Origin of the sequence: Streptomyces sp. ALI-76-A, assembly GCF_030287445.1 — a bacterium.
GTDB lineage: Bacteria > Actinomycetota > Actinomycetes > Streptomycetales > Streptomycetaceae > Streptomyces.
The window spans coordinates 141,344-164,362 of sequence record NZ_JASVWB010000004.1; the positions used below are offsets into that span (position 1 = coordinate 141,344).

23 protein-coding genes are annotated in these 23,019 nt (G+C 74.0%); 15 read left to right on the forward strand and 8 right to left on the reverse strand.

From position 1 onward, the window contains the following. Positions 1 to 51 precede the first annotated feature (51 nt). The 9 genes from QQS16_RS37220 to QQS16_RS37260 all read left to right on the forward strand — a co-directional run bounded on the left by QQS16_RS37220 (position 52) and on the right by QQS16_RS37260 (position 13,165). Positions 52 to 3,801, forward strand: coding sequence for a LuxR C-terminal-related transcriptional regulator (locus tag QQS16_RS37220; protein ID WP_286066951.1), 3,750 nt, complete (start codon positions 52 to 54; stop codon positions 3,799 to 3,801). Between the two features lie 134 nt (positions 3,802 to 3,935). Continuing rightward, positions 3,936 to 5,255 (forward strand): RsbRD N-terminal domain-containing protein, encoded by a 1,320-nt coding sequence (locus QQS16_RS37225; protein ID WP_286066952.1) that lies wholly within the window; start codon positions 3,936 to 3,938, stop codon positions 5,253 to 5,255. A gap of 777 nt (positions 5,256 to 6,032) precedes the next feature. Further along, positions 6,033 to 6,854, forward strand: coding sequence for an ABC transporter ATP-binding protein (locus QQS16_RS37230; RefSeq protein ID WP_286066953.1), 822 nt, complete (start codon positions 6,033 to 6,035; stop codon positions 6,852 to 6,854). After that, positions 6,851 to 7,666: an ABC transporter ATP-binding protein gene (locus QQS16_RS37235; RefSeq protein WP_286066954.1), complete on the forward strand. Its 816-nt coding sequence runs from the start codon at positions 6,851 to 6,853 to the stop codon at positions 7,664 to 7,666. The genes QQS16_RS37230 and QQS16_RS37235 overlap by 4 nt, the downstream gene beginning before the upstream one ends. Then, positions 7,663 to 8,559 carry a branched-chain amino acid ABC transporter permease gene (locus QQS16_RS37240; RefSeq protein ID WP_286066955.1) on the forward strand — a complete coding sequence of 299 codons (897 nt, stop codon included), beginning with the start codon at positions 7,663 to 7,665 and terminating at the stop codon, positions 8,557 to 8,559. Before QQS16_RS37235 ends, QQS16_RS37240 begins: the two co-directional genes overlap by 4 nt. 1 nt (position 8,560) lies before the next feature. Next, on the forward strand, positions 8,561 to 9,691 hold the full coding sequence (locus QQS16_RS37245; RefSeq protein WP_286068102.1) for a branched-chain amino acid ABC transporter permease: 1,131 nt from the start codon (positions 8,561 to 8,563) through the stop codon (positions 9,689 to 9,691). After that, a complete protein-coding gene (locus QQS16_RS37250; protein ID WP_286066956.1) occupies positions 9,688 to 10,971 on the forward strand; it encodes an ABC transporter substrate-binding protein in 1,284 nt (427 codons plus the stop codon). Before QQS16_RS37245 ends, QQS16_RS37250 begins: the two co-directional genes overlap by 4 nt. A 327-nt stretch (positions 10,972 to 11,298) precedes the next feature. Then, complete coding sequence (locus QQS16_RS37255) at positions 11,299 to 12,156, forward strand: aldo/keto reductase (protein ID WP_286066957.1); 858 nt, start codon at positions 11,299 to 11,301, stop codon at positions 12,154 to 12,156. A 190-nt stretch (positions 12,157 to 12,346) separates the two neighbouring features. After that, positions 12,347 to 13,165: an SAM-dependent methyltransferase gene (locus QQS16_RS37260; RefSeq protein ID WP_286066958.1), complete on the forward strand. Its 819-nt coding sequence runs from the start codon at positions 12,347 to 12,349 to the stop codon at positions 13,163 to 13,165. Between the two features lie 183 nt (positions 13,166 to 13,348). Here the strand turns inward: QQS16_RS37260 and QQS16_RS37265 are convergent, their stop codons facing one another. Together QQS16_RS37265 and QQS16_RS37270 are read right to left on the reverse strand one after the other, a co-directional pair. Beyond that, positions 13,349 to 14,266: a helix-turn-helix domain-containing protein gene (locus QQS16_RS37265; protein ID WP_286066959.1), complete on the reverse strand. Its 918-nt coding sequence runs from the start codon at positions 14,264 to 14,266 to the stop codon at positions 13,349 to 13,351. A gap of 100 nt (positions 14,267 to 14,366) precedes the next feature. Beyond that, positions 14,367 to 14,597 carry a DUF397 domain-containing protein gene (locus QQS16_RS37270; protein WP_286066960.1) on the reverse strand — a complete coding sequence of 77 codons (231 nt, stop codon included), beginning with the start codon at positions 14,595 to 14,597 and terminating at the stop codon, positions 14,367 to 14,369. A gap of 210 nt (positions 14,598 to 14,807) precedes the next feature. Here QQS16_RS37270 and QQS16_RS37275 point away from each other — a divergent pair, with 210 nt between their 5' ends. The 3 genes from QQS16_RS37275 (at position 14,808) to QQS16_RS37285 (ending at position 16,456) form a co-directional block, all read left to right on the forward strand. Beyond that, positions 14,808 to 15,374, forward strand: a complete 567-nt coding sequence (locus tag QQS16_RS37275; RefSeq protein ID WP_286066961.1) for an ATP-binding protein — start codon at positions 14,808 to 14,810, stop codon at positions 15,372 to 15,374. Between the two features lie 23 nt (positions 15,375 to 15,397). Further along, the gene (locus QQS16_RS37280; RefSeq protein WP_286066962.1) at positions 15,398 to 15,943 is read left to right on the forward strand and encodes a hypothetical protein; all 546 of its coding nucleotides are present in this window, start codon (positions 15,398 to 15,400) and stop codon (positions 15,941 to 15,943) included. A 255-nt stretch (positions 15,944 to 16,198) separates the two neighbouring features. Next, the gene (locus QQS16_RS37285; RefSeq protein WP_286066963.1) at positions 16,199 to 16,456 is read left to right on the forward strand and encodes a DUF5133 domain-containing protein; all 258 of its coding nucleotides are present in this window, start codon (positions 16,199 to 16,201) and stop codon (positions 16,454 to 16,456) included. A gap of 39 nt (positions 16,457 to 16,495) precedes the next feature. Here the strand turns inward: QQS16_RS37285 and QQS16_RS37290 are convergent, their stop codons facing one another. Beyond that, complete coding sequence (locus QQS16_RS37290; protein ID WP_286066964.1) at positions 16,496 to 17,458, reverse strand: GlxA family transcriptional regulator; 963 nt, start codon at positions 17,456 to 17,458, stop codon at positions 16,496 to 16,498. 193 nt (positions 17,459 to 17,651) lie between these two features. Here QQS16_RS37290 and QQS16_RS37295 point away from each other — a divergent pair, with 193 nt between their 5' ends. Together QQS16_RS37295 and QQS16_RS37300 are read left to right on the forward strand one after the other, a co-directional pair. Continuing rightward, entirely contained in the window at positions 17,652 to 18,122 is a 471-nt protein-coding gene (locus tag QQS16_RS37295) for a hypothetical protein (protein ID WP_286066965.1), read from the forward strand. 126 nt (positions 18,123 to 18,248) lie between these two features. Next, positions 18,249 to 18,467: a hypothetical protein gene (locus QQS16_RS37300; protein ID WP_286066966.1), complete on the forward strand. Its 219-nt coding sequence runs from the start codon at positions 18,249 to 18,251 to the stop codon at positions 18,465 to 18,467. Between the two features lie 250 nt (positions 18,468 to 18,717). Here QQS16_RS37300 and tgmB read toward each other — a convergent pair whose 3' ends face one another. The 5 genes from tgmB to QQS16_RS37325 form a co-directional block, all read right to left on the reverse strand. Beyond that, positions 18,718 to 19,701 (reverse strand): ATP-grasp ribosomal peptide maturase, encoded by a 984-nt coding sequence (tgmB, locus tag QQS16_RS37305; protein WP_286066967.1) that lies wholly within the window; start codon positions 19,699 to 19,701, stop codon positions 18,718 to 18,720. Positions 19,702 to 19,717: 16 nt separating this feature from the next. Next, positions 19,718 to 19,909: a putative ATP-grasp-modified RiPP gene (tgmA, locus tag QQS16_RS37310; RefSeq protein WP_286066968.1), complete on the reverse strand. Its 192-nt coding sequence runs from the start codon at positions 19,907 to 19,909 to the stop codon at positions 19,718 to 19,720. Positions 19,910 to 20,041: 132 nt separating this feature from the next. Further along, a complete protein-coding gene (locus QQS16_RS37315) occupies positions 20,042 to 20,335 on the reverse strand; it encodes a YkvA family protein (protein WP_286066969.1) in 294 nt (97 codons plus the stop codon). A gap of 194 nt (positions 20,336 to 20,529) precedes the next feature. After that, a complete protein-coding gene (locus tag QQS16_RS44085; RefSeq protein ID WP_502963953.1) occupies positions 20,530 to 20,991 on the reverse strand; it encodes a molybdopterin cofactor-binding domain-containing protein in 462 nt (153 codons plus the stop codon). Between the two features lie 20 nt (positions 20,992 to 21,011). Beyond that, a complete protein-coding gene (locus QQS16_RS37325) occupies positions 21,012 to 22,109 on the reverse strand; it encodes a hypothetical protein (protein ID WP_286066970.1) in 1,098 nt (365 codons plus the stop codon). A gap of 248 nt (positions 22,110 to 22,357) precedes the next feature. Here QQS16_RS37325 and QQS16_RS37330 point away from each other — a divergent pair, with 248 nt between their 5' ends. Further along, a complete protein-coding gene (locus QQS16_RS37330) occupies positions 22,358 to 22,843 on the forward strand; it encodes an SDR family oxidoreductase (RefSeq protein WP_286066971.1) in 486 nt (161 codons plus the stop codon). The last annotated feature ends 176 nt before the right edge of the window (positions 22,844 to 23,019 follow it).

The window sequence follows — 23,019 nt, forward strand, 5'->3', positions numbered from 1 at the left end:
CTGCGGACGTGCGGCTTCCGCATGCCGTCACGTGTCACTAGCGTCGAGGGAATGACCGAAGACAGGACCGTGACGGCGGTGACCCGGCCGATCCACGGACACGGTGGGGCACGACGGGCGCTGGCCGCCTTCACGGAAGGGCTGACGCGGGGCGGGGCGACGCTCGTCGTCACCGGCGACCACGGACTCGGCCGTACGGCACTCCTGGAATGGGCCGCCCACCGCTTCGAGGCCGGCTCCGGGACCGGGTCCGTGGTACGGGTCCGGGGGGAGCGGGGCCGGAGCGGGGGGCCGTATGCGGGGCTGGGCGTGCTGGCGGGGGCGCTGGCGGATCTCGGCGGGAGTCGGCGCGGCAGGGGTGCCGCGGGGCGTGGGGCGGGGACGGCCGGTGTGGAGGGGGGCGGGGTGGCGGGCCGTGGCGCGCGCAGTGGGCCGGAGGGCCGCGCCGGGTGGGGGAGCGGGCCGGGAGGCGGTCATGCCGAGAGGGGCGGGGCGGGGGGCCCCGCGGCGGGGGAAGGTACGGGCGCCCTCGTCGAGGAGGACCGGGCTGCCGCGCGACCGGTGCTGGCCGCACTCCTCCGGGGTGCGGCCGGGCGGGCCCCGTTGCTGGTGTGCGTGGACGACGTCCACCTGTGGGACGCTCCGTCGCGGGCCGTCCTCGGAGCGGTGGCCGCCCATCCGCACGCGGTCGGCCGGGTCGGGCTGCTGTTGTCCTTCGCCGGGCACCTCGCCGCCGACCCGTACCTCGCCCGATGCCCATCCGTCGACCTGTCTCCGCTCGCCCCGTCGGAGGCGGCGGCCCTGCTCGACGAGGTGACGGAGCCGGGCGTCGACCGGCCCGTACGCGAGGCGGTCCTGGACGAGGCGGAGGGCAATCCGGCGTTGCTGCTCGCCCTGGTGAGCCGACTGGCGCGAGCCGGGTCGAACGGTCGTCGCCCACCGTCCCGGCCGTCGGCCGACGCGGAGACGCTGGCCGGTCTGGTCGGAGGCCGGCCGCTGGCCGGCCTCCCGCCGCAGGCACGCGACCTGGCACTGATCGCGGCGGCCGCGTTACGGGAGACGGACGACGCGGAGGTCGACGCGAAGCTTGTCCGCGGGGCCGCCGCGCGGATGTCCGCCGGGGCGTCTCCGGATTCCCCGGGGGCGTCGGCGGGTGGCGCCGAAAGATCGCCGGGTTCCGCCGGGGCGCCGGCCCGCGCCGCGCTTCCGCCGGGCCCCGTGCCGGTTCCCGGCGTACTCGTCCTGGCCGACGGCCGCTTCCGTTTCGCCGGGGCGCTGATCCGCAAGGCGGTGTACGCCGGTGCCGGCGCCGACCGGTGCCGCGCCGCGCATCGCGCCCTCGCAGCGGTCCTGTCGGCCGACGGGGACACCCTCTCCGCGCTGCTGCACCGATCCTGGTCCGTGGCGGGCCCCGCGTCCTGGACGGCGGACGCCCTCGCCGCCGCGGCCGACGCCGACCGTACGGCCCCGTACCGGCTCCGCTCCGCGGCCTACACCAGGGCCGCCGAACTGACGACGGACGGCCCCGCCCGCGCACACCGGTACACGCTCGCCGCCGAGCAGGCGCTGACCGCGGGACGCCCGCACCGGGCGCTGCGGCTCCTCACCGAGGCGCGCGGCTGTGCCGCACCGGCCGCCGTGCACGGCCGCGCCGAGCTGGTCCGGGGGATGGCCGAGCTGCGCGACGGCCCGGTCGCCGATGCCCACGAGACGCTGCTGCTCGCCGCTTCGTTGCTCGCCGCGGACGCGCCCGCACAGTCGGCCCGTGCCGCCCTCGCCGCCGCGGACGCCGCGTGGGCGGCGGGCGACATGTCCGCGTGCCACAGCGCGCTCGCCTCCGGGGCACGCGTTCCGGACGACGCCCGCGACGCCATCGGAACCGGAGGCGCCCTCTACGCCGAAACCGGCGACCACCGCCCCAACGCCTCACCCGGCATCGAGGCGAATGGCTCCGGCGAGCCCACCGGGGCCGGGACGAACGGTGGCCGGTCCCTCGTCCCGGGCGCCGACGGGGCCGCCCGCACCGCCAGCGGTGAGCCCGCCGGTGGTCGGGTCGGTGAGGGAGGGCGGGCCGGCTTCGGTGACAGCGGCCGTGTGCCCGCCGGTGGTGGCGTTGGTGGGAGCGCCCGGGCCGAATTCGGTGAGCCCACCGGAACCGGGACGAACGGTGGCCGGTCCCTCGTCCCGGGCGCCGACGGGGCCGCCCGCACCGCCAGCGGTGAGCCCGCCGGTGGTGGCGTCGGTCAGAGCGCCCCAGCCGGCTTCGGCCACAACGGAATCAGCAACCGCGAGGCCGCCCGATCCGGTGGCGCGGCAGTCCGTATGGTCGGCGGTGGCCCCGCCGAACCCAGCAGCGGCGGTCCCGTCCCACCGGCCGCCGGCAAAGCCGCCCGGCCCAGCCTCGGTGAAGCCGCCGGAGCGGAGGGCGCCACGGTCGGCAACCGCGACACCGCGGGAGCTGACAACCGCGCCGTCCCCGGAGCCGGAGCCGGAGCCGGCAGCCGCGAAGCCCTCCGAGTCGCCCCCGGCGGTCTCCCCGCCTCGGCCGCGCGGCCGGCGCCCACCGGGCTCCGGCCCGTGCCCACTGATCTCCTCGGTGATCACCGTGCCGGGATGCGTGCCGTGCTCGATGGACGCTTCGACCTGGCCGTTCCGCCGTTGCGACGGGTCGCGGACGGGGCTCGGGCGTACGACGGGCCGGATGTGTTGATGCGTGCGGCCGCCGCGGCACTGTTGCTCGGGGACGTGGCCGTGGCCTGCCGGGCCGGGGCGCGGGCCCTGGCGGCTGCCCGGAACCAGGGGTCGGGCGCGCTCGCGGCGCGGGCGCTGGAGTACCTGGCCTACGCCGAGCTGCGTGCGGGCCGGCACGCGCAGGGGCGGGGCCACGCCGAGGAGGGGCTGCGGGCCGCGCACGCGGCGGGGCAGCGGAACACGGCGGCCCACCACCACGCCGTGCTCGCCCTCGCCGCGTCGATCGAAGGGGACACGACCGCGTGCGACGCGCATGTGGACGCCGCGCTGACGACCGCCCGGCGGCACGGTCTGGCCCAGGCCGCCACCCTCGCCCACTGGGCGGCGGCCCGTGCCGACCTCGGCTGGGGACGCCCCCTCGACGCCGCCGACCGGCTCGGCCCCCTCGTGCTCCCCGGCCCCCGGCGCGGCCACTTCGCGGTGTGGATGCTCGCCGTGCCCTGCTTCGTGGAGGCCGCCGTGCTCGCCGGGCGACCCGACGAGGCCCGGGCGGTCATGGACGACTTCGCCCGGTGGGCCGCCTGCGACGCCGATCCGCACGCCGGCGCCCAACTCGCCCGCTGCCACGCCCTGCTCGCCGCACCGGAGCGGGCCGACGCCTTCTACCGTCGGGCCCTCCTCCTGCACGAGCCGGCGGGCGGCGACTTCGAACGGGCCCGGACCGAGCTGTCGTACGGGAAATGGCTGCGCCGTCGGCGCAGACTCCGGGAGGCCCGGGGCCGGCTCGGGTCGGCCCTGATCGGGTTCGAGCGCTGCGGCGCGCGGGTGTGGGCGGGGCAGACCCGCGGCGAGCTACGGGCGAACGGGACCGCCGCGTACGCCTCGGGGCCGGGGCCGGACCCGCTGTCCCGGCTGACGCCGCAGCAACTGCGTATCGCCCGCCGGGTCGCCGAGGGCGCCACCAACCGGGAGGTCGCGCTCAGCCTCGCGGTGAGCACCCGGACCGTCGACTACCACCTCAGGAACGTCTTCGCCCTCCTCGGCCTGCGGTCCCGGGTCGAACTGGCCCGCATGGTCGACCAGGCGGAAATGACCCGTGCACACCCCTAGGGACCGACCGGACGGTATGCCATCCTTCGGGGCAGGACACGTCAGGCGGCAGCGGCGCCGCGGGCCGACCGGGACATGGCGGGAGGCCGGTCGTGGGCGCGGCGCCGCGAGGCCGAGTTCCGGGGAGGACCGCGATGCAACACGCCGTACGGCCACGAACAGTGTTCCGCCCGGGGCCGGCCCCCGTCCCGCAGCCGCGGACGCGTCGCCGTCGGTCGCTGATCGACGCCGACGCCCTGCGCGTCCTGCACCGGGCCGCGCGGGTGCTCCTGGACGACCTGCCCGAACTCACGGACCGGCTGCTCGGCCTGCTCCAGGACCAGGAACCGGTCTACCGGACCGCCCTGGACAGCGACCCCACCGGCACCTGGCAGGAGGTGCACCGCTCGCTGCGGCACAGCGTGACCTCGCTGCTCGATCCCCGGAGCAACCGGGACGCGGCCCGTCGCTGCTCGTGGAAGATCGGCGTCACCCGTGCCGAACAGGGGCTGCCGCTGGACGCCCTGCTGCACGCCTTCCGGCTGGGCGGGGCGCTGGTGTGGCAGGGGCTGGTGGAGGAGACATCCCGCCGGGCACCGGAGGACGTCCGGCTGCTCGTGCACGCGGCGGCCGACGTCTGGAACTTCGTCGACGAGCACTGCACGCTCGTGGCGGACGCCTATCGGCAGGCCGAACGGCAGCAGGCCTGGCGGCGGGAGAACCGGATACGGCTGCTGACCGCCGCGCTGCTCGACGGCACCAGCCGGATCGTCGACCTGCCCGAGACGGCCCGGGCGCTGGGCCTGCCCGAGCACGGCCGCTACCTCGTCGTCGCGGTGGCCGGCGAGGACCCTCCGGGCGCTACGGAGGCCCGCGCCGCCGCCGTGCCGGACGGCTCCCGCGTCCACTGGCACACGGGGGCGGCGGTGGACTACGGGATCGTCCTGGTCGAGGACGACGACCTGCCGGACCGGAAGCCGAAGAAGGAGCCGGAGCAGGAGCCGGAGCCGGGGGCGGACACCGCGCACCGGCCGGGCGGACTCGCCCCGGGTACGCGGGTCGGCGTCGGCAGCGTGGTGGAGGGGCTGGCCGCCGTGGGTGACGCGCGCAAGCTCGCGGACCTCGCGCTCGGCATCTGTCCCCAGGCGGGCGGAACCGTCCGGCTGACCGACCATCTCCCGGCGGCCCTGGTGATCTCCTGCCCGGACCTCGGCAGGGCTCTCGCCGACCGGGTGCTCGGCCCGCTGCTGCGCCTGGAACCGGCCGACCGGGACGTACTGGTGGAGACGCTGGCCACCTGGCTCGCCTGTGACGGCTCCGCGCAGCGGGCCGGCGAGCGGCTCTATTGCCACCGCAACACCGTCCTGAACCGGCTGCGCCGCTGCGAGCAACTGACGGGACGCGAACTGGCCCGCCCCACCGACCTGGTGGAGATCAGCCTCGCCCTGACCGCACACCGCCTGCTGCGCTCCTGACAGTGCCCTCGCGCGCCGACGCCCGACACCGGCGGTCCCCTCGAGCCCAGGCCGCCCGCCGACGCTCAGGCCTGCGCTGCCTCTCAGCTCGCTTCGACGGTTCTGAGTACCGGCGGCGGGCCGGGCGCGGCTGGAAGCAGGGCGCAGTGGCCGCGAGGGGACGACCGGGCCCGGCCGGCTCAAGGGTGCGCCAGGCGTCACGCGTCACAGCGCTGGGCTGTCGCGGCGACCAGCTTGTTGGCGATGCTCAGCAGGAGGTAGACGAGCAGCACCGCGTCACGCGTCACGGTTCACGCGTCACGCGCTGGGCGTCAGGCGTCACGGTTCACGCGTCCCCCGATTGCCGTCGGGCCCCAGGCCCACGAGTCAGCCGCGCCCGTCGTTCCCCTGAGCCTGCCCTCGCGCCGACGCCCGGCCGTTCCGCGCCCGACGGAGCCCCATCGGCGACCTCGCCCGAGAACCACCCTGCGCACCCGACCGGCACCCGCAGCCAGCACCCACCCAACACGCATCCACACCCGACCGGCCCGCACCCAGCCCACGCCCGACACACCCGCACCCGACCGCCCCGCGCACTCCACCCGCCGCCCCCTCCGCGCCCCTGCACCCTCCCCCGGCCGCCAACCCCCTGGGCACCCGCACAGACTCTCCCCACCCGCACTGGGAGGGCGCAGCGACCATGGCGTAAGCCCTGGTCCGGTGCCCGGTGTGCGTGCTGTCGTGAGCTCCCCTTTCCCCGCAGTCCCGTGCCGCCCGGCACGGATCCGAGGAGCCGCGATGCCCGACGCACCACCGGACGAGCAGCCCGCCCTGCACGTCGAAGGACTCGACGTGACGTACGGACGCGCCCTGTCCGCCCTCCGCTCCGTGTCGCTGACCGTTCCGCACGGCGGCGTCGTCACCCTGCTCGGTGCCAACGGCGCCGGCAAGACGACGCTGCTGCGGGCGGTGTCGGGCACGCTGCGCCTGCACCGCGGCACGATCACGGCCGGACACATCCGCTACGGCTCGACACGACTCGACGGCCGGGACCCGGTCGCGGCGGTCCGCGCCGGAGTCGTCCAGGTACCGGAGGGCAGGCGCGTGTTCGCCGGGCTCACCGTCGACGAGAACCTGCGCAGCGGCGGCCTCGGCCTCGGCCGTCGTGCGCCGGCGCAGGTCCGCGAGGCCCGGGAGCGGGTCCTCGCCCTCTTCCCGAGGCTCGCCGAACGCACCCGTCAGGCCGCCGGTCTGCTGTCCGGAGGGGAACAGCAGATGCTGGCCATCGGCCGCGCCCTGATGGCGGCGCCGCGCCTGCTCCTCCTGGACGAGCCGTCGCTCGGGCTGGCGCCGCAGATGGTGCGCCGCATCGGCGAGGTCGTCCGGGAGATCAACGCCCAGGGCACGGCCGTGCTGCTGGTCGAACAGAACGCCGGCATGGCGCTCTCGCTGGCGGACCACGCGTACGTCCTGGAGGTCGGCGAGGTCCGGCTGTCCGGGCCCGCCGACGAACTCGCCCGGACCGACGCGGTACGCCGCCTCTACCTCGGTGAGCAGGCCGACACCGACGGCCCCGCCGACGGGAACCGCCCCGCCGACTCCGGCCGGGGGGTCGCGTGAACGTCCCCGCACCCGGCCCGCGGACCGGCCCGCCTCCCGTGCTCCAGGTACGGGACGTCACCGTGCGCTTCGCGGGTCTGACCGCGCTCGACGAGGTGTCCTTCACCGTCGCCCCGGGCTCGGTGCACGCCCTCATCGGCCCGAACGGGGCCGGCAAGTCCACCTGTTTCAACGTCCTGTCCGGCCTGTGCCGGCCCGCCGCAGGCACCGTCCTGCTCGGCGACGCGGAGCTGACCCGGCTCGCCCCGCACCGGATCGCCGCACTCGGTGTGGCGCGGACCTTCCAGAACATCGTCACCACCGAGGGAACCGTGGCCGACAACCTGATGCTCGGCCGGCACGCGCTGTCCCGCGCGGGCTTCGCGGCCAGCGCACTGCGCCTGCCGCGCGCCGTGCGCGAACAGCGCGAACACCTGGCCAAGGCCCGCGAGATCGCCGAACTCGTCGGTCTCGGAGGGCACTTCGACACTCCGGTGGCACTGCTGCCGTACGGCGACCGCAAGCGTGTGGAGTTCGCCCGGGCGCTGTGCCTGGAACCGAGCGTGCTGCTGCTCGACGAGCCGGTGGCCGGCATGAACGCCGCCGAACGCGCCCGCACCGCCGAGGTGGTCCGGGACGTCCGCGCCGAACTCGGCCTGTCCGTGGTGCTGGTGGAGCACGACATGGGACTGGTCATGCGGCTGGCCGACGAGGTCACCGTCCTCGACTTCGGACGCGCCCTCGCCCACGGCACCCCCGACGAGGTCCGGCGGAACCCCGAGGTGCTGCGCGCCTACCTCGGCACCGAGGCACCGGGGGAGGACGCGGCATGACCGGCCTCCTCGACAACCTCCTCAACGGACTGGCCCTCGGCGCGGTGTACGCGCTCGTCGCCCTCGGTTTCGTCGTCATCTTCAAGGCGTCGGGCGTACTGAACTTCGCCCACGGCTCGCTGCTCCTGCTCGGCGGCTACCTCACCGCCGTCCTGCACGACGACCTCGGCTTCGCCGGCGCGCTCGCGGCGGCCGTCCTGGTCACGGCGGCGGTGGCCGGCGCCCTGGACCGGCTGCTGCTCCAGCGCGGGGAGCAGGGCCCGCACGCCGCCCACGTGCAGACCATCGTGACCATCGGCGTCGACATCGTCCTGGTGACCGACCTGGCCCGGCGCATCGGCGGTGACCTGCTCACCCTGGGCGACCCGTGGGGCGACTCGGTGCGCACCCTGGGACCGGTGACCGTGGCGGACAGCAGGCTGGCCGCCATCGCCGTGTCGAGCGTGGTCATCGCCGCCGTCTTCGCCCTCTTCCGGTACACCGACTGGGGGTTGTCCCTGCGCGCGGCGGCCGAGGACCAGGAAGCCGCCGCGCTGATGGGCGTACGGCTGACGCGGGTGCGCACCGTCGCCTGGTGCCTGGCCGGCGCCCTCGCCGCGCTGGCCGCGGTGTTCCTCGCCGCGTTCCCGGCGCCCGGCCTGGAACGCACCACCGGCCAGATCGCGCTGAAGGCGTTCCCCGCGGCGATCCTCGGCGGCATGGCCTCACCGCCCGGCGCCCTCGCCGGCAGCCTGCTGATCGGGATGACCGAGGCCCTCGTCGCGGGCTACCAGTCCGAACTGCACGTCCTGGGCGAGGGATTCGGCGACGTGGCCCCGTACGCCGTGATGGTGCTCGTGCTTCTCGTACGGCCCGCGGGGCTGTTCGGTGCGAAAGGAACGGCCCGTGTCTGAGCTGACGCCCACCGGTCGCGCGCTGCGCCGGGGGACGGCGGTCCTGCTGCCCGTCCTGGTCCTGTGCGCGCTGCCCTTCTACCTGGACGCCTTCTGGCTGCGGATCGGGCTGTTCTCCATGGCGGCCGCCATCGGCGCCGTCGGTCTCGGCCTGCTGACCGGGACCGCGGGACAACTCTCCCTCGGCCACGCCTTCTTCCTCGCCGTCGGCGCCTACGGCTATGTGTGGCTGGCGGGGGAGCCGGGACCGGGACTGCCGCCGGCGCTCGCCCTCGTTCTCGCGGTGCTCCTCGCCGGGGCGGCGGGCGGGCTGTTCAGCCCGGTCGCCGGCCGCGTACGCGGGATCTACCTGGGCGTCGCCACCCTCGCGCTGGTGTTCCTCGGCCACCACGTCCTGCTGACCGCGGACTCCGTGACCGGCGGATTCAACGGCCGCTCGGTACCGCCGCTGCCGGGCTTCACCGCCGGCGGTTCCGAACTCGTCCTGCTGGGCGTGCCGTTCGGCGCCGAGGAACGCCTCTGGTACCTGGGCCTCGCCCTGTTCGCCCTCACCTGGTTCACCGCCCGCGGCCTGCTGCGCGGGCGTCCCGGCCGCGCCCTGGCCGCCCTGCGCGACAGCGAGACGGCGGCCTCGGTGATGGGCGTGCACGTGTCCCGGTACCGCTCGGCGGCCTTCGTCGTGTCCTCCATGTACGCCGGCCTGGCGGGTGTGCTGCTGGCGCTCTCCTTCCGCCGGGTGGTGCCGGACTACTTCGCCCTGGCGCTCTCCGTCGACTACCTCGCCATGATCGTCATCGGCGGCCTGGGATCCGTGGCCGGAGCCACCGCGGGCGCCGTCTTCGTCACCGCCCTGCCGCTGCTGATGACGCGCTACGCCGACCAGTTGCCGCTGGTCGCGGCCCCGGGCGCCGCCGACGGCTCGGTGGGCCCGACGGAGGCCGCCCGCTATCTCTACGGTGCCGCCATCGTCCTGATCCTGCTCTACGCACCCGACGGCCTGCACGGACTCACCCGGCGCCTGCGTGCCCGCCTCACACGCCGACGGCCGCCCGTCGAACCCCCGCCCCCCGCCACGACCGCACCGCACCCACCACCCGCCTCACCCGCACGAGCCAAGGAGCACACCCCGTGAACGTCACGCCTCACAGGTACCGCACGCACCGGTACCGCACGACCAGGATCGTCGCCGCCACGGCCGTGGCGCTGCTGATCGCGGGCTGCAGCTCCAAGGCGGGCGGCGAGAGCACCGCCGACAGCGCCGACGGCCTCAAGGCGGGCCCCGGAGTGAGCGACAGGACCGTCAGGCTCGGCGCGCTGACCGACCTGACGGGCCCCTACGCCACCCTCGGCAAGAGCATCGTGCAGGCCCAGAAGATGTGGGCCGACGAGACCAACGCCAAGGGCGGCATCTGCGACCGCAAGATCGAGATCGTCGTCAAGGACCACGGCTACGACGTGCAGAAGGCCGTCACCGCGTACGCCGACATCGCCCCGGACGTCGTCGCGCTGCCCCAGGTCATCGGCTCGCCCGTGGTCGCCGCCCTGCTCGACGACATAGAACGCGACGGCATGCTGACCTTCCCGCAGGCCTGGGCGGCCTCCCTCCTCGGCAAGGACGCCGTCCAGGTCATCGGCACCACGTACGACCTCGACATGATCGCCGCGGTCGACTTCCTCACCCGCACCAAGGGCCTCGCCAAGGGCGACACGATCGGACACGTGTACTTCGAGGGCGACTACGGCGCCAACGCCCTGGAGGGCTCCCAGTGGGCCGCGAAGCGAGCGGGACTGAAGGTGGCCGGCCAGAAGATCAAGGCGACCGACACGGACCTGTCCGCGCAGGTGTCGGCGCTGCGCAAGGCGGGCGTGAAGGCGATCCTGATCAGTGCCGGACCGGCCCAGACGGCGTCTCTGACCGGCGTGGCGGCCTCCCGGGGCCTGCGCGTCCCGGTCGTCAGCAGCGCGCCGGGCTACGCGCCGCAGCTGATGAAGACGCCCGCGGCCGCCGCGCTGGAGGGCATGCTGCACGTGGTCAGCGCCGCGCCGGCCGTCAGCTCCGACCTGCCGGGCGTACGCCGTATGGTCGCCGCCTACCAGAAGAAGTACCCGGGCTCGCAGGTCGACTCCGGTGTGCTGTCCGGGTACAACGCCGCCCAACTCCTGGGCGCCGACCTGAAGAAGGCGTGTGAGGCGGGCAGTCTCGCCCGGGAGGACGTGGTGAAGGCGCACCGGGCCCAGCGCGACGCCGACACCGGGCTCGGGTCGCCGCAGGACTTCTCCGACGTCTCCCGTCCCGCGAGCCTCTCCACCTACGTCCTGCGCCCCGACCGGAAGGCGGTAGGCGGCGTGGTGGGCGTGGAGGAGGCCCATGTCGCGCCCGGTGTGGAGGAGTACCTGTCCTCCCGCGGCTGACGCCGGCCATCCTCCCGCCGCGGTCCGGTCACCGGTGACCGGACCGCGGCGGTATGTTCCCTGGCCGTGGTCGTGGCGGTGACCGTCCTGGAGGCCGAGGGCGCGACCGGCACTCCACGGCACGCAGGCCAACGGGACGCATGGTCAAGGGGACGCATGCTCAACGGGATTGAGCAGCCAGGCTGCTGAATCCGTTCGCGTTCTTCTATTGGACCTTCGGGCACGGCCCGGCGACGCTGGAGAGCGTCCGGTGCGGCCGGGACCACCCCGCCCGGGGCGTCGGACGCCAGCGGTTCCGCAACCCAGCCGGAAAGAGGTCACGAGCCCATGCACACCCGCCGTATCGGTGACGTCGAAGTGAGCGCGATCGGCCTGGGCGCCATGCCCATGTCCATCGAGGGACGACCGGACGAGGCACGCTCCCTCGCCACCGTCCACGCCGCCCTCGACGCCGGCGTCACCCTGGTCGACACCGCCGACGCCTACCATCTGCACGCCGACGAGATCGGCCACAACGAGACACTGATCGCCAAGGCCCTCGCCTCCCACGACGGGGGCCGGGACGTCCTGGTCGCCACCAAGGGCGGCCATCTGCGCCCCGGCGACGGCAGCTGGACCCTGGACGGCAGCCCCGAGCACCTGAAGGCCGCCTGCGAGGACTCCCTGCGCCGGCTCGGCGTGGAGGCCATCGGGCTCTACCAGTTCCACCGCCCGGACCCGCGGGTGCCCTACGCGGAGTCCGTGGGCGCGATCCGTGACCTCCTCGACGAGGGGAAGATCCGTATGGCCGGCATCTCCAACGCCGACCCGGACCAGATCCGTCAGGCGAACGAGATCCTCGGCGGCCGACTGGTCTCCGTGCAGAACCAGTTCTCCCCGGCCTTCCGTTCCAGCGAGCCGGAACTGCGCCTGTGCGACGAACTCGGCATCGCCTTCCTGCCCTGGAGCCCGCTCGGCGGCATCTCCCGCGCCGGTGGACTCGGCTCCGCCCACGCCCCGTTCGCCCGGATCGCCGAGGCCCGCGGGGTGAGCCCGCAGCGCGTCTGCCTGGCCTGGATGCTCGCCAAGTCGCCGGTGGTCGTGCCGATCCCGGGCGCGAGCCGGCCGGAGACGATCCGCGACTCGGCCGCCGCCCCGGACCTCACCCTCACCGCGGAGGAGCTCACGGAACTGGACGCCGCCTGACCGCAGGCAGGACCACGGGTTTCGCCGCGCGTGCCGAGGGCGCCGGCTTCGGCAGCGCGGCGTCCCGGTCCGCCGGGGCATCCGTCGGTGTGCGGTCCTGCCCGTGGACTGGCACCGGCGAACCTCCGGTCCCTAGGATGGACTCCCTGTCCTGCCAGGCCAGTTGGCGCGGCACGAAGCTGGGGGAAAGATGCAGACCGGTAAGCAACTGTCCACGTCGATCGACGCCACGGTGCCCACGGCCGCCCGGATGTACGACCACTACCTGGGCGGCAAGGACAACTACGCGGCCGACCGGGCGGCGTGCGAGGAACTCGACAAGGTCGTTCCCAGCACCCGCCGCCTCGCCGTGAACAACAGGCGCTTCCTACAGCGTGTGGTGAAGGTCCTGGCGGCGGACCACGGCATCCGGCAGTTCCTGGACCACGGCTCCGGCCTGCCCACCCAGGACAACGTCCACCAGGTCGCCCAGCGCATCGACCCGGAATCGCGCGTCGTCTACGTCGACAACGACCCGATGGTGCTGGTCCACGGCCGGGCCCTGCTGGAGCAGGACGAGCGCACCGCCGTCATCCACGCGGACATGCGGGAGACCGACGCGATCTTCTCGCACCCGGACACCCAGCGGCTGATCGACTTCTCCCAGCCGGTCGCCGTCCTGTTCAACTCGGTGATGCACTGCATCCCCGACAGCGACACGGACGGCCCCCTCGCGGTGGTCCGCCGCGTCACCGAACGGCTGGCCCCCGGCAGCTATCTGTTGATGTGTCAGCTCGTCAGCGAGGATCCCGAGGTCCGTAAGTTCGTCACCGACTTCATGGACCAGGCCACCCAGGGCCACTGGGGCCGGGTGCGCCAGGAGAAGGACGTCGCCGAGTGGTTCGAGGGCCTGGAGATCCTCGACCCCGGTCTGGTGGAGGTCTCCACCTGGCGGCCCGACTCCGAGGTGGCGCCCCGCCAGCTCACCCACGAGTGGATCGAGTTCGGCGGCGTGGCCCGCCTGCCCTAGGGGGCACCGCGATCCGCTGTCACCGCGCGCCGTGCTGACCGGGCCGGAGGCCGGCCCGGCCCGAGCGCTATCCGCACCGCCGCGGGAGGCGTTGCGTGCCCCTCGGGCGACCTCGGCGGTCCCTTGAGGGGCGTGCCGCATTCCGCCGTACACCACCCGCCGGCTGCTCGCGGGGCGGGCGACTCACACGCCGTAGCGCTGCTCCAGCGTGGCGCGCAGCAGGTCCAGGGACGCCCGGGGTTCGAGCGCCTCGTCGGCAAGCCGGTCCAGGGCGAGGCGGTACTCCTCCGTCTCGTCGCGGTCCTCCAGGAAGTTGGCGCTCTTGATGTGCTCCAGGTAGACCACGTCGGGCAGATCGAGACCGCCGAAGCGGAGGTAGGTGATCGGGATGGCCGGCGCCGACGCGTTCGTCACGTCCAGCGGCACGATCTGCACCGTCACATGGGGACGCTGGGCCATGTCGATCAGGTGCCCGAGCTGGTCCCGCATCACCTCGCGGCTGCCCAGCACCCGCAGCAGCACCGACTCGTCGAGGATCGCCCACAACTGCGGAGGGTCCTCCCGCTCCAGCAACCGCGCCCGGCGGGTGCGCAGTTCGACCCGGCGCCGGACCTCGCTCTCGGTGGCCGAGGGCAGTCCGCGTTCCACCACCGCCCGGGTGTAGTCCGGCGTCTGCAGCAGGCCCGGCACGTACTGGATCTCGAACGTACGGATGGCGCCCGCGGCCTCCTGGAGACCGACCAGGCGGTCGAACCACTCGGGCATCAACCGCTTGTCGTAGCGCTGCCACCACCCGGGTTCACCGGCGCGGCGGAGCAGCCTGAGGAGCACCGACGCCTCGTACTCCTCGGTGCCGTACAGCGTGAGCAGCGCGCGGACGTCGTTCTCCGCGGGAGGCCGCCGGCCCTTGCCCGACTCGATGCGGGAGAGCTTCGCGGCACTGAACCCGAGCTTCCGCGCGGCCTGTTCCTGGGCCAGACCGGCATCCTCGCGGAAGCCCGCCAACTGCACGCCGACCAGCATCTTCAGGAGGGTCGGGGCCGGCTCGGGCCGGTCCAGGTAGGGCTGCAGACGGGAGATGCGATGCGACTCAGCGGACATCCTGACTCCCAGTGAAACCGGCACAGAGACGCCTTAGATTATCGCACTCCGCCGTGCCGCACCGCATTCGTCCATACACACAAGGGAGTTGACCGCTGTCTCACAGCAGATGGTCGAACTCGCCCTCCTTGGCACCGGCGATGAACGACGACACCTCCGCCGGTGTGTAGACGAGCGCCGGCCCGTCGGGGTCACGGGAGTTGCGCATGGCGATGCCCCCGTCGACCAGTGTGGCCACTTCGACACAGTTGCCCTCGGCGTTGCTGTGCCGGCTCTTCATCCAACGGGCGTCCAACGAACTCGCCCGCACTCCGTTCCGTGCTGGTGGCACCGCAGTCTCCTTGCTGTTCACGTTCTTCGCCGGGCGCTGTGCCCGGCCACCCCCGGTGGAACCGGCCGGGTTCCCCCGACCTCTCCCGTCCCACCTGTCTTTCGTGCAATTTCTCGTGCAATTGCACACGGACGCTGTCAGCGTGGATAATAGCTACGGCGTCAACCCCCTCGTTGCCGCCCCGCCTTGACGTCACATCAGGGAGATGCCGTGCCGTCACCTGCGAACCACGTGCTCCGGCAGCCGGCTCGGGCCGCGACCGGGGCAGGTGGAGCGGCCTCGGCCGGCGACCTCCTGCCGCAGCCGCGCTCGGCGGGCCTCGGTGAGCGCCCGCCCCTCAGGCCGGCGCCCGCGGGCCACCACCCGGACGCCGCGGTACTGCGCATCGAATGCGGCGGGGAGGGCTTCGCCCTGGCCCGGTCCTTCACCCGAAGGACCCTGGGCCGCTGGTCGCTCGGCGGCCGGAGCGACGACGCCGCCCTCGTGATCACCGAACTCGCGGCCAACGCCGTGGAGCACGCGGTACCCCGCACCCCCGCGGCCGAGGCGGAAGTGTGGCTGGGGATCCTGCTCGGCCCCGCCCATGTGCTGCTCACCGTCTCCGACCCCGGTGAGAACCCGCCCGAACTCAAGGCCATCGACTGCTCCGCTCTCCGGGAGCACGGCCGTGGCCTGTTCATCGTCGACGCCCTGGCCGAGGAGTGGGGCTGGACCCTGAGGCCCCCGGCCGGCAAGACCGTCTGGGCCAGGCTGTCGACCTCGCCCCCTCCGACATGACCGCCGCGGAAAGGCCCGACGCCATGCGCACCGCTCCGACGCAGCAGCAGAGCACCGAGCGCACCGACCATCACGAGCCGCCGACCGGGGTGGCCAGGACCACGCCCCTGACGGCTCTCGGACGGGTGCCGTGGCGCGAGATCCAGGACTCCACCGGCTGTGCGGCCGCCATCCCGCTGCTCCTCAACAGCGTGGCCTGCGGCGACCCGGACACCGCCCGGGCCGCGCTTGCCGACCTGCGCACCCGCATCTGTCAGTACGGTTTCGTGGTCGAGCAGGCCACGGCCGCCACCGTGCCCTTCCTGTGGGAACTCGCCCAACTGCCCCAGGTGAGCTGCCGCGCGGAGATCATCCACCTGCTCAGGAGCATCGCCGACGCCCGGCAGTGGGAGAACACGGCCGCCGTCTATCCGAAGCTGCTCAACCACCGTGAGAACCACGTCGTGTGGGAGCGCAAGGCGCGCCAGGCCGTCCGGGACCGGCGCGGCGCCCTGCGGCGGCTGATGGCCGAGGAGGATGCCGAGATCGCCCACGCGACCACGGAGCTCGCCCGCACCCTCGGCGAATGACATCCCACGCCCAAACTCCTGCGCCAGGGTGGGGCGTACACGGCACTGCACGGCGGACTGCCCACCTGACGGCGCGCGCGGCGGGCGCGGCGGCACGAGCGCGCGCCGATGCACCGGCGCGGCGCGGAAGCGCCCGCGCGGACGGTCGGCCGGGAAGTGATGGAATTGCGCCAATTGCGCGCCGGGCAGCGACGGAGGTGAATGGTCCGCCGTCGTTCGGGCATACGCGGTGAAAACTCGAGAGAGGGGCGCTACGTGCTCGTGCCGGATCCGAAGGTCGTCAGGAAGCTGCTGACTCGTTACGCATCGTTGCGGATCGCTCAGGCGGAGAGGGAGGAGCGGACGACGGCACGTGAACTGGAGGACGTCACCTACACGCTCTGCGTGATGATGGGGGCCACCGAGATCCACGAGGCGGTCGCCAAGGCGGACGCCCTGCTCATCGCCGCCGGACGCACGACTCCTACCCCGTCGGATGCCGACGGGGAGGGCGGGCTGCGGCTGGCCGTGTGACGCGCTGACCTTCCGGGGCCGCGGGGCTCCGGAAGCGCGTCAGGGCGCCGCGTCCGCCCGTGCGTGGAACGCCGCCCGGTACGCCTGCGGTGTGGTGCCGACCACCCGGCGGAACCGTTCGCGAAAAGAAGTCGGGGAACCGAACCCCGCCTGCCGCGCGATCCGTTCCACCGGGTGGTCGCTGTTCTCCAGCAGGTACTGGGCCCGCCGCACCCGGGCCCGCAGCAGCCATTGCAGGGGAGTGGTGCCCGTCTGCTCGCGGAAGCGGCGGCCGAAGGTGCGCTCGCTCATGCCGGAGCGGGCCGCCAGCGCCGTGAGGGTGAGGTTTTCGGCCAGGTTGTCCTCGATCCACTCCATGAGCGGCTCCAGCGTCGAGCCCCGCGGCACGGGCGGGTGCGCGTGCACGATGAACTGGGCCTGCCCGCCCTCCCGTTCCAGAGGCATCACCGACATCCGGGCGGCGTGCGCGGCGACGGCCGACCCAAGATCCCGCCGGATCATGTGCAGACACATGTCCAGGGCGGCGGCGGCCCCGGCGGAGGTGAGGATCTGTCCGTTGTCGACGTAGAGCACGTCCGGCCGTACGTCGACGCGCGGGAACCGGCGGGCCAGCGCGTCGGCGGCCACCCAGTGGGTGGTGGCGCCGAGCCCGTCCAGCAGTCCGGCCTCGGCCAGTACGAAGGCGCCCACGCACACGGACGCGATCCGGGTGCCCGCCTCGGCGGCCTGCCGCAGTGCCGCCAGCACGGCCGCGGACGGCGGCGCGGCCTCCGGGGAGCAGCCCGGCACGATGACCGTGTCGGCGTCGGCCAGTGCCTCCAGCCCGCGGTCGATCCGCAGGCCGAATCCGCAGTCCGCGCGGACCTCAGGGTTCTCGGCGCACAGGCGCACCCGGTAGGGACGGCGGCCGTCGGGCAGCCGCGTCCAGTCGAAGGTCTGGAGGGGTGCCGCCATGTCGAACGGCACCACGTGATCGAGTACCAGGATCGCCACCGTGTGCATGAACGCCACGATAGGCGGATTCCCGCCAGCCCCGTGACCCCCGCCGGGACCGGATCCCGGGGCGGACCAGATGGAGAGGCGCGTTGGCGGGAATCCGTTGGAACCTGTCGTTTCCGCCCCTGTGTGATCACTTCTCGGCTTCCTAGGGTGGGCCGGGCACCACCGACCGCAGCCGAGAAGGACACGCCACTCCATGACCAAGTTCCTGCTGACCCTGCATGTCCTGGCCGCCATCGTCGCCGTGGGACCGGTCACCGTCGCCGCCAGCATGTTCCCGCCCGCCGCACGCCGCGTCCGCACCGGCTCCGACGGCCCGGACACGGCGGGGGTCGGCACCGTGCGGCTGCTGCACCGCATCTGCCGTGTCTACTCCGGCCTCGGCCTCGCCGTGCCCCTCCTCGGGTTCGCCACCGCGGCCGCGATGGGTGTCCTGGGCGACGGCTGGCTTGTGACGTCCATCGCCCTGACGGCCGCGGCCGCCGGCGTCCTGGTCGCCTTCGTCCTGCCCCGGCAGGACGAACTCCTGGAGCAGGTGACCGCCGAACAGCCGGTCGAGCGGGGCCACACGGTCCAACTGGCCATGTTCACGGGTGTGTTCAACCTGCTGTGGGCGACCGTGACCGTACTCATGATCGTCCGGCCCGGCTCCACCACCGGAGCCTGAGCGCAGCGCACGTGTGGCGGTCGCGTCAAGACCTCCGCCGGAATTGGCCCTCTTGTGGGTGGGGGCGCCTACACTCGGCAGTCGTGCCCGTGCTGATGGGCAGTGACACGAAAGGCGCGTTGACGGGTGTTCCAGGATTCCCCCATCTACGACCGGCTCGTCGCGGAGCGCGGCGACATCCCCGCCCAGACCCGCAGGGAGGCCGAGCGCGTGACCAGGGAACTGGAGTACGTCATGCGCCCGATGCAGTCCTTCGGCCCCGGCCCCGGCCTGCCCACCGAACGTCCGGCGGCCCCGGGCGCGGGCTGGCAGCGGGCGGCCCTTCCCGGCCCCCGCCCGTACTGACCCACCCGCGCCGGCCCTGACCGGGGGCCGTCCCGGACAGCGTCCCGAAGAGCCGGGCCACCGCGGGCTCGTGTGCCCCCCCGCTCCCGCCGGGGCCGTCCCGTACGCACCGGGCCGCCGCCGGGCCGTCCGACCCCGTCCCCACGGGGCCGTACCGACGGACCGGGCCATGTGACCCCTGCCCTCACCGGGATCGCCCCGAGCAGCCGGGCCACCGCCAGGCCCGGATCGCCCCCGCCCTCCACCGGCCTCAGCGCGCCGCCGTGTTCGCGCCGTCGGTCCGGGCCCGCGGCTTCGGGCCGGGACGCGCCAGCCACTGCGCGACGCTCCACGCGATCGGCTGGCCCGTGTCCATCTCCACGAAGCCGAACTGTCCCGACTGGTTGCACTCCAGGAACCACCAGGTGCCGTCCGCGTCCTCGGCGAAGTCGAAGGCGCCGTAAGCCAGTTCCGCGTCCCGGAGGTACGCCTGGACGGCCTCGGCGACGCGCCGCGGGACATCGGTGGGCCGCCAGGGCGCGGGGTTCACCGCGAACCGGACGTCCACGTCGTCCGGATCCGCGTCCTCGGCGGTCGCCTTGCGGGCGGCCAGCAACCGGTCGCCGACCGCGGTGAGGCGGATGTCGGCCCGTTTGGCGACCCGCCGTTGCAGCAGCGTGGGGCCGTAGGCGACGGCGGAGAAGTCGGTGCCCGGGGCCACCCGGCTGGTCGGCACCGCGCGGGGCGGATCCTGCGGGTGGGCGCCGGAGACCGGCTTGACCACCAGGTCCGGGTAGCGCTCCGCGAACTCGCGGGCCGCCTGCGGGAACGTCGTGATGAGCGTGGCCGGCACCGGCAGGCCCGAGCGCTGCGCCAGACGCAGCTGCCAGGGCTTGTGCCGGGCCCGGCGGGCCGCGTCGGGGTGATTCATCCAGCGTGCGTCGCTGCCCCTGAGCATGCCGTACAGCGCCTGGGACGCCTCCTCGGTCAGCCAGGAGGAGGGCACGGCGGCCCGGGCGGCCGGGACGCCGGGCCTGCGCACCCACACGGAACGCAGCCCGTCGATGCTCACCAGGCGGCCCGAGGCCGACAGATGGCCGCGGAACGCGCCGCGCGCGTACTCGCCGGACAGCGCGACCCCGCCGGTCAGGTCGGCGGGATCGAGCCGGACCACCGGGGTAGCGGACGCGTTGAGGTGCACGACCACCAGGTCCGCGGTCACGTCCTCTTCACTGGTCAGAATCAACACGGTCATCGTCGCGCGCCCGTGTTCAGTCGTCGAAGTGCGTCTTGGAGCCCGCGGTGGACGTCGTGGTTCCCAGGTCCCTCATCAGGGCGCGGTCGCTGGCTGCGATCCGCCCGTCGCGGAGCACGTTCAACTGCCGCCCGGAGTCGTAGACATACGGGGTGGTGGTCTCCCACTCCGCTGCCGGGCGTGCGTAGTTGAGCGCGAACGGTTGCATCGTCTCTCCCTCACCGGTGCTGCTCGATCGGACGGCGGTCGCCCCGCGGCCCCCCTGTGGTCCGCCGACTTTCTCGGGCTCCCAGAGACTTATACGAATCGAACGGGTGAATGGTTTCGTTACGGTGCGTCATCACGTCCGGCCGCGGACCTCGGAGTCGGCCTCACCGGGGGCGGAACGCAGAGTGCGCAGCGCCAGAAGCAGTACGCCGATGTCGTCGAGATACACCGGGTCGGGCAACAGGTCGGTCGGCAGCACGAAGTAGGCCAGGGCACCCCAGAAGACCCAGCGCGGGCCCGTGGGAAGTCCCGCTCGCCGCAGGCCGCGCCGGGCCCGCACCAGCCGCACCAGCAGGGCGACGGCGACCGCCAGGGCCAGGGCGGCGAGGATCGCGACGCCGACGAACAGTGCGGTGGTCGTGTCCACGAGCGGTCCTCCTCGTCCGGGCGGGCCGCGTCGTGCGTCCGCCTCTTCCGGATTCCCGCTCCCGGCCCCGGTATTGCCTGCCGAGCGCCGTTCGGTACGCCGAAGGGGGCGCGGCCGGTGTGCGGCGCGCCGACGGGCGCCGTGTTCATACCGGTGGGTCACCCGAGTGGCACGCCGGGGCGGGGGGCGCCTAGTCATGCTCGACGGAACGTCGTGTGTCGCGTGTCGGGCGTGTCACACGGTCGCACCCTTCCCCTGGAGCGACCCATGACCACCGGCCCTTCCTCACCCGGATCGAACCCCACCGCCCTACCTCCCTCCGAATCGATCGGTACCACACCGGCCGGACCGTTTCCGAGCACGGCGACCCGGTCGATGAACTGGTGCGAGCCGCCGTGGCCGACCGGCCGCGAGGTGTGGGTGGTGACCTCGTGGCTGACCGGGGTGAGCCGACCGTCGGCCGCGGCTCCGAGGCGTACCCGGTGCGGGGCGGGGGCCCGGTGTCCGACGACGGTGGGCAGGAAGCGCCGGGGCAGGGCGACCGCGACGGGCCGTCCGGTGCGCGGGGCGGCCGTGGCGGCGAGCACCACGCCGGCCGGGACGCCCGGGGACCCGAAACCGCCACCGGCGTGTTCGGCAGGACCGTGTTCGCTCACGCGTCCGGTGGGACCGACCTTTAGGGTGTGCCCTTCGTCCTCGGGGTGCCCTTGAGGCGTTCCAGGGTGCGGGTCAGCTGCTGGAGCGGGGACGCGGCGGGCGCGGACGGCGGGGGCGCCGGGGGGAGGACGGCCGCTGTCTCGCGGAACGCGGCCAGCGCCTCGTGGGCCCGTTCGGCGGCCTCCTTGTACAGGTCGCGGGACTTCGTCATGGCGTCCAGCGCCTCGGCGTACATGGCCACCAGCTCCCGCTCGCGGGCCAGCTCCTCCTCCGCCGTCAGCAGATGCCACTGCTCGCGCAGCGCGGTCACGGCGTCCTGCGCCCCGTCCGGCAGCGGCTTCTCCGACGTGACGAACCGGGTCAGCACGTCGACCAGGTCGGACGGCTCCGAACCGTCGAGGAAGACACTGCGTACGGCGAACTCGTCGGCGGCGTGGCCGGACGGCCCGGGCCCCGCGGGCAGGACCACGGCGCCGCCCCGCGGTACCTGCACGCCGCACTCCTTCAGGGCCCAGTTCACGGCGCGCAGCTGCTGTGGAGCGGCGCGGTGCTCGACCACCCGGTGCCGCAGGCTCGCCGGGAACAGCGGGGTCAGCGGCCCCCGGCCCCGGTCGTCCGGGGTCATCGCCTCGTGCACGACGACGTGGATGTTCCAGCTGCCGCGCACGGCGTCCCGGAGCAGCCGCCGCATGGCCCTGTCCTCGGCCGGCAGGCGGTTGACGTCCCGCAGCCGCAGCCCGGTCGGAACGTCGTGGTCCCAGTCGGCATCCGGCGTGTCGGGCCAGAACATGGTGGCGGGGGAGGGCCACCGCTGGTCCCAGTCCTGCTCCGCCTCCGCCGTCAGCACCCACCGCGCCGCGGTGTCCGCCTCCTCGGTGACGACCGTGAGCCTGGCCCGGACGGTCACGCCCCCGGGAACCCGCCAGCGGGCTTCGAGGACCCGTTCCGGGGCGTCGGTGGCGTCCGACGGCTCCAGGAAGTCGTCGATGGTGCCCGCGTCCTTGAGCCGTTGCAGATGCCTGCGGAGAACATCCATCGGGGCGGGCCCCGGGTGGCGGCCACGAGTCAGCCACACCGTGGGAGGGAGGACGGGACGGACGGTGGAGGAGGTCGGCATGAGTCCATCTGTGGTGGGGGCACGAGCGCTTCCCAGTATCACTTCCCACCTGTGCCGACGATCACCCGGGGCCGCCCGGCCGGATCCTCGGGCGTCACCCGGCCCGCCGTGACGCCGTCGCCTCGGTGATCCGGCCGGTCATGCCTCGCCTGCGGCGACGTGGCCGGTGCGCGGTCGTGGGCAGGAGCACCACGGACGACCCACCCGACCCCGTCCGCACCGCGCGATTCGCATCAAGAGGTGATCTCGTGCACGTGGATCTCACCGGCCGAACGGCCCTGGTGACCGGTTCCTCCCAGGGCATCGGAGCGGTGATCGCCGCCGGACTGGCCCGCGCCGGCGCCCGGGTGGGCGTCAACGGGCGCGACCCCGACCGCCTGGACAAGAGCGTGGACCGGCTGCGCGCCGAGGTGCCGGACGGGGACTTCGCGACCGTCGCGGCGGACCTGGGTACCGAGGAGGGAGCGGCCGGACCGCCCTCCGTGATCGCCGGGCCCACCCACACCGAGGGCGTCGAGGACTTCGTCCACCAGTTGGTGGACCGCGACCTGCCCTGGGAGGAGGCCCAGCGCGTCTTCATGCGCGAGCACCGCCCGCAGTCGCTGCTCCAACGGCTCATCGAGCCCGACGAGATCGCCCACATGGTGGTGTACCTGAGTTCCGACTTCGCCTCCGCCACGACCGGCGGGGCCGTGCGCGTCGACGGCGGCTACGTCGACTCCATCCTGCCGTAGCGCGACGCGGGAGCCGCACCGCACCCGGGGCGTGCGTCCCGCACCCGGGGTGTGCCCCGGTCACTCCGGGCGGCGGCCGTTCACTCCTGCCCCGCAGGGAGCGGCACCCGCACAATGGCTCATCGAACAGGGCCCGCCCACCATCCGCGTCGGGGCGGGTCCTGTTCACCGCGGGT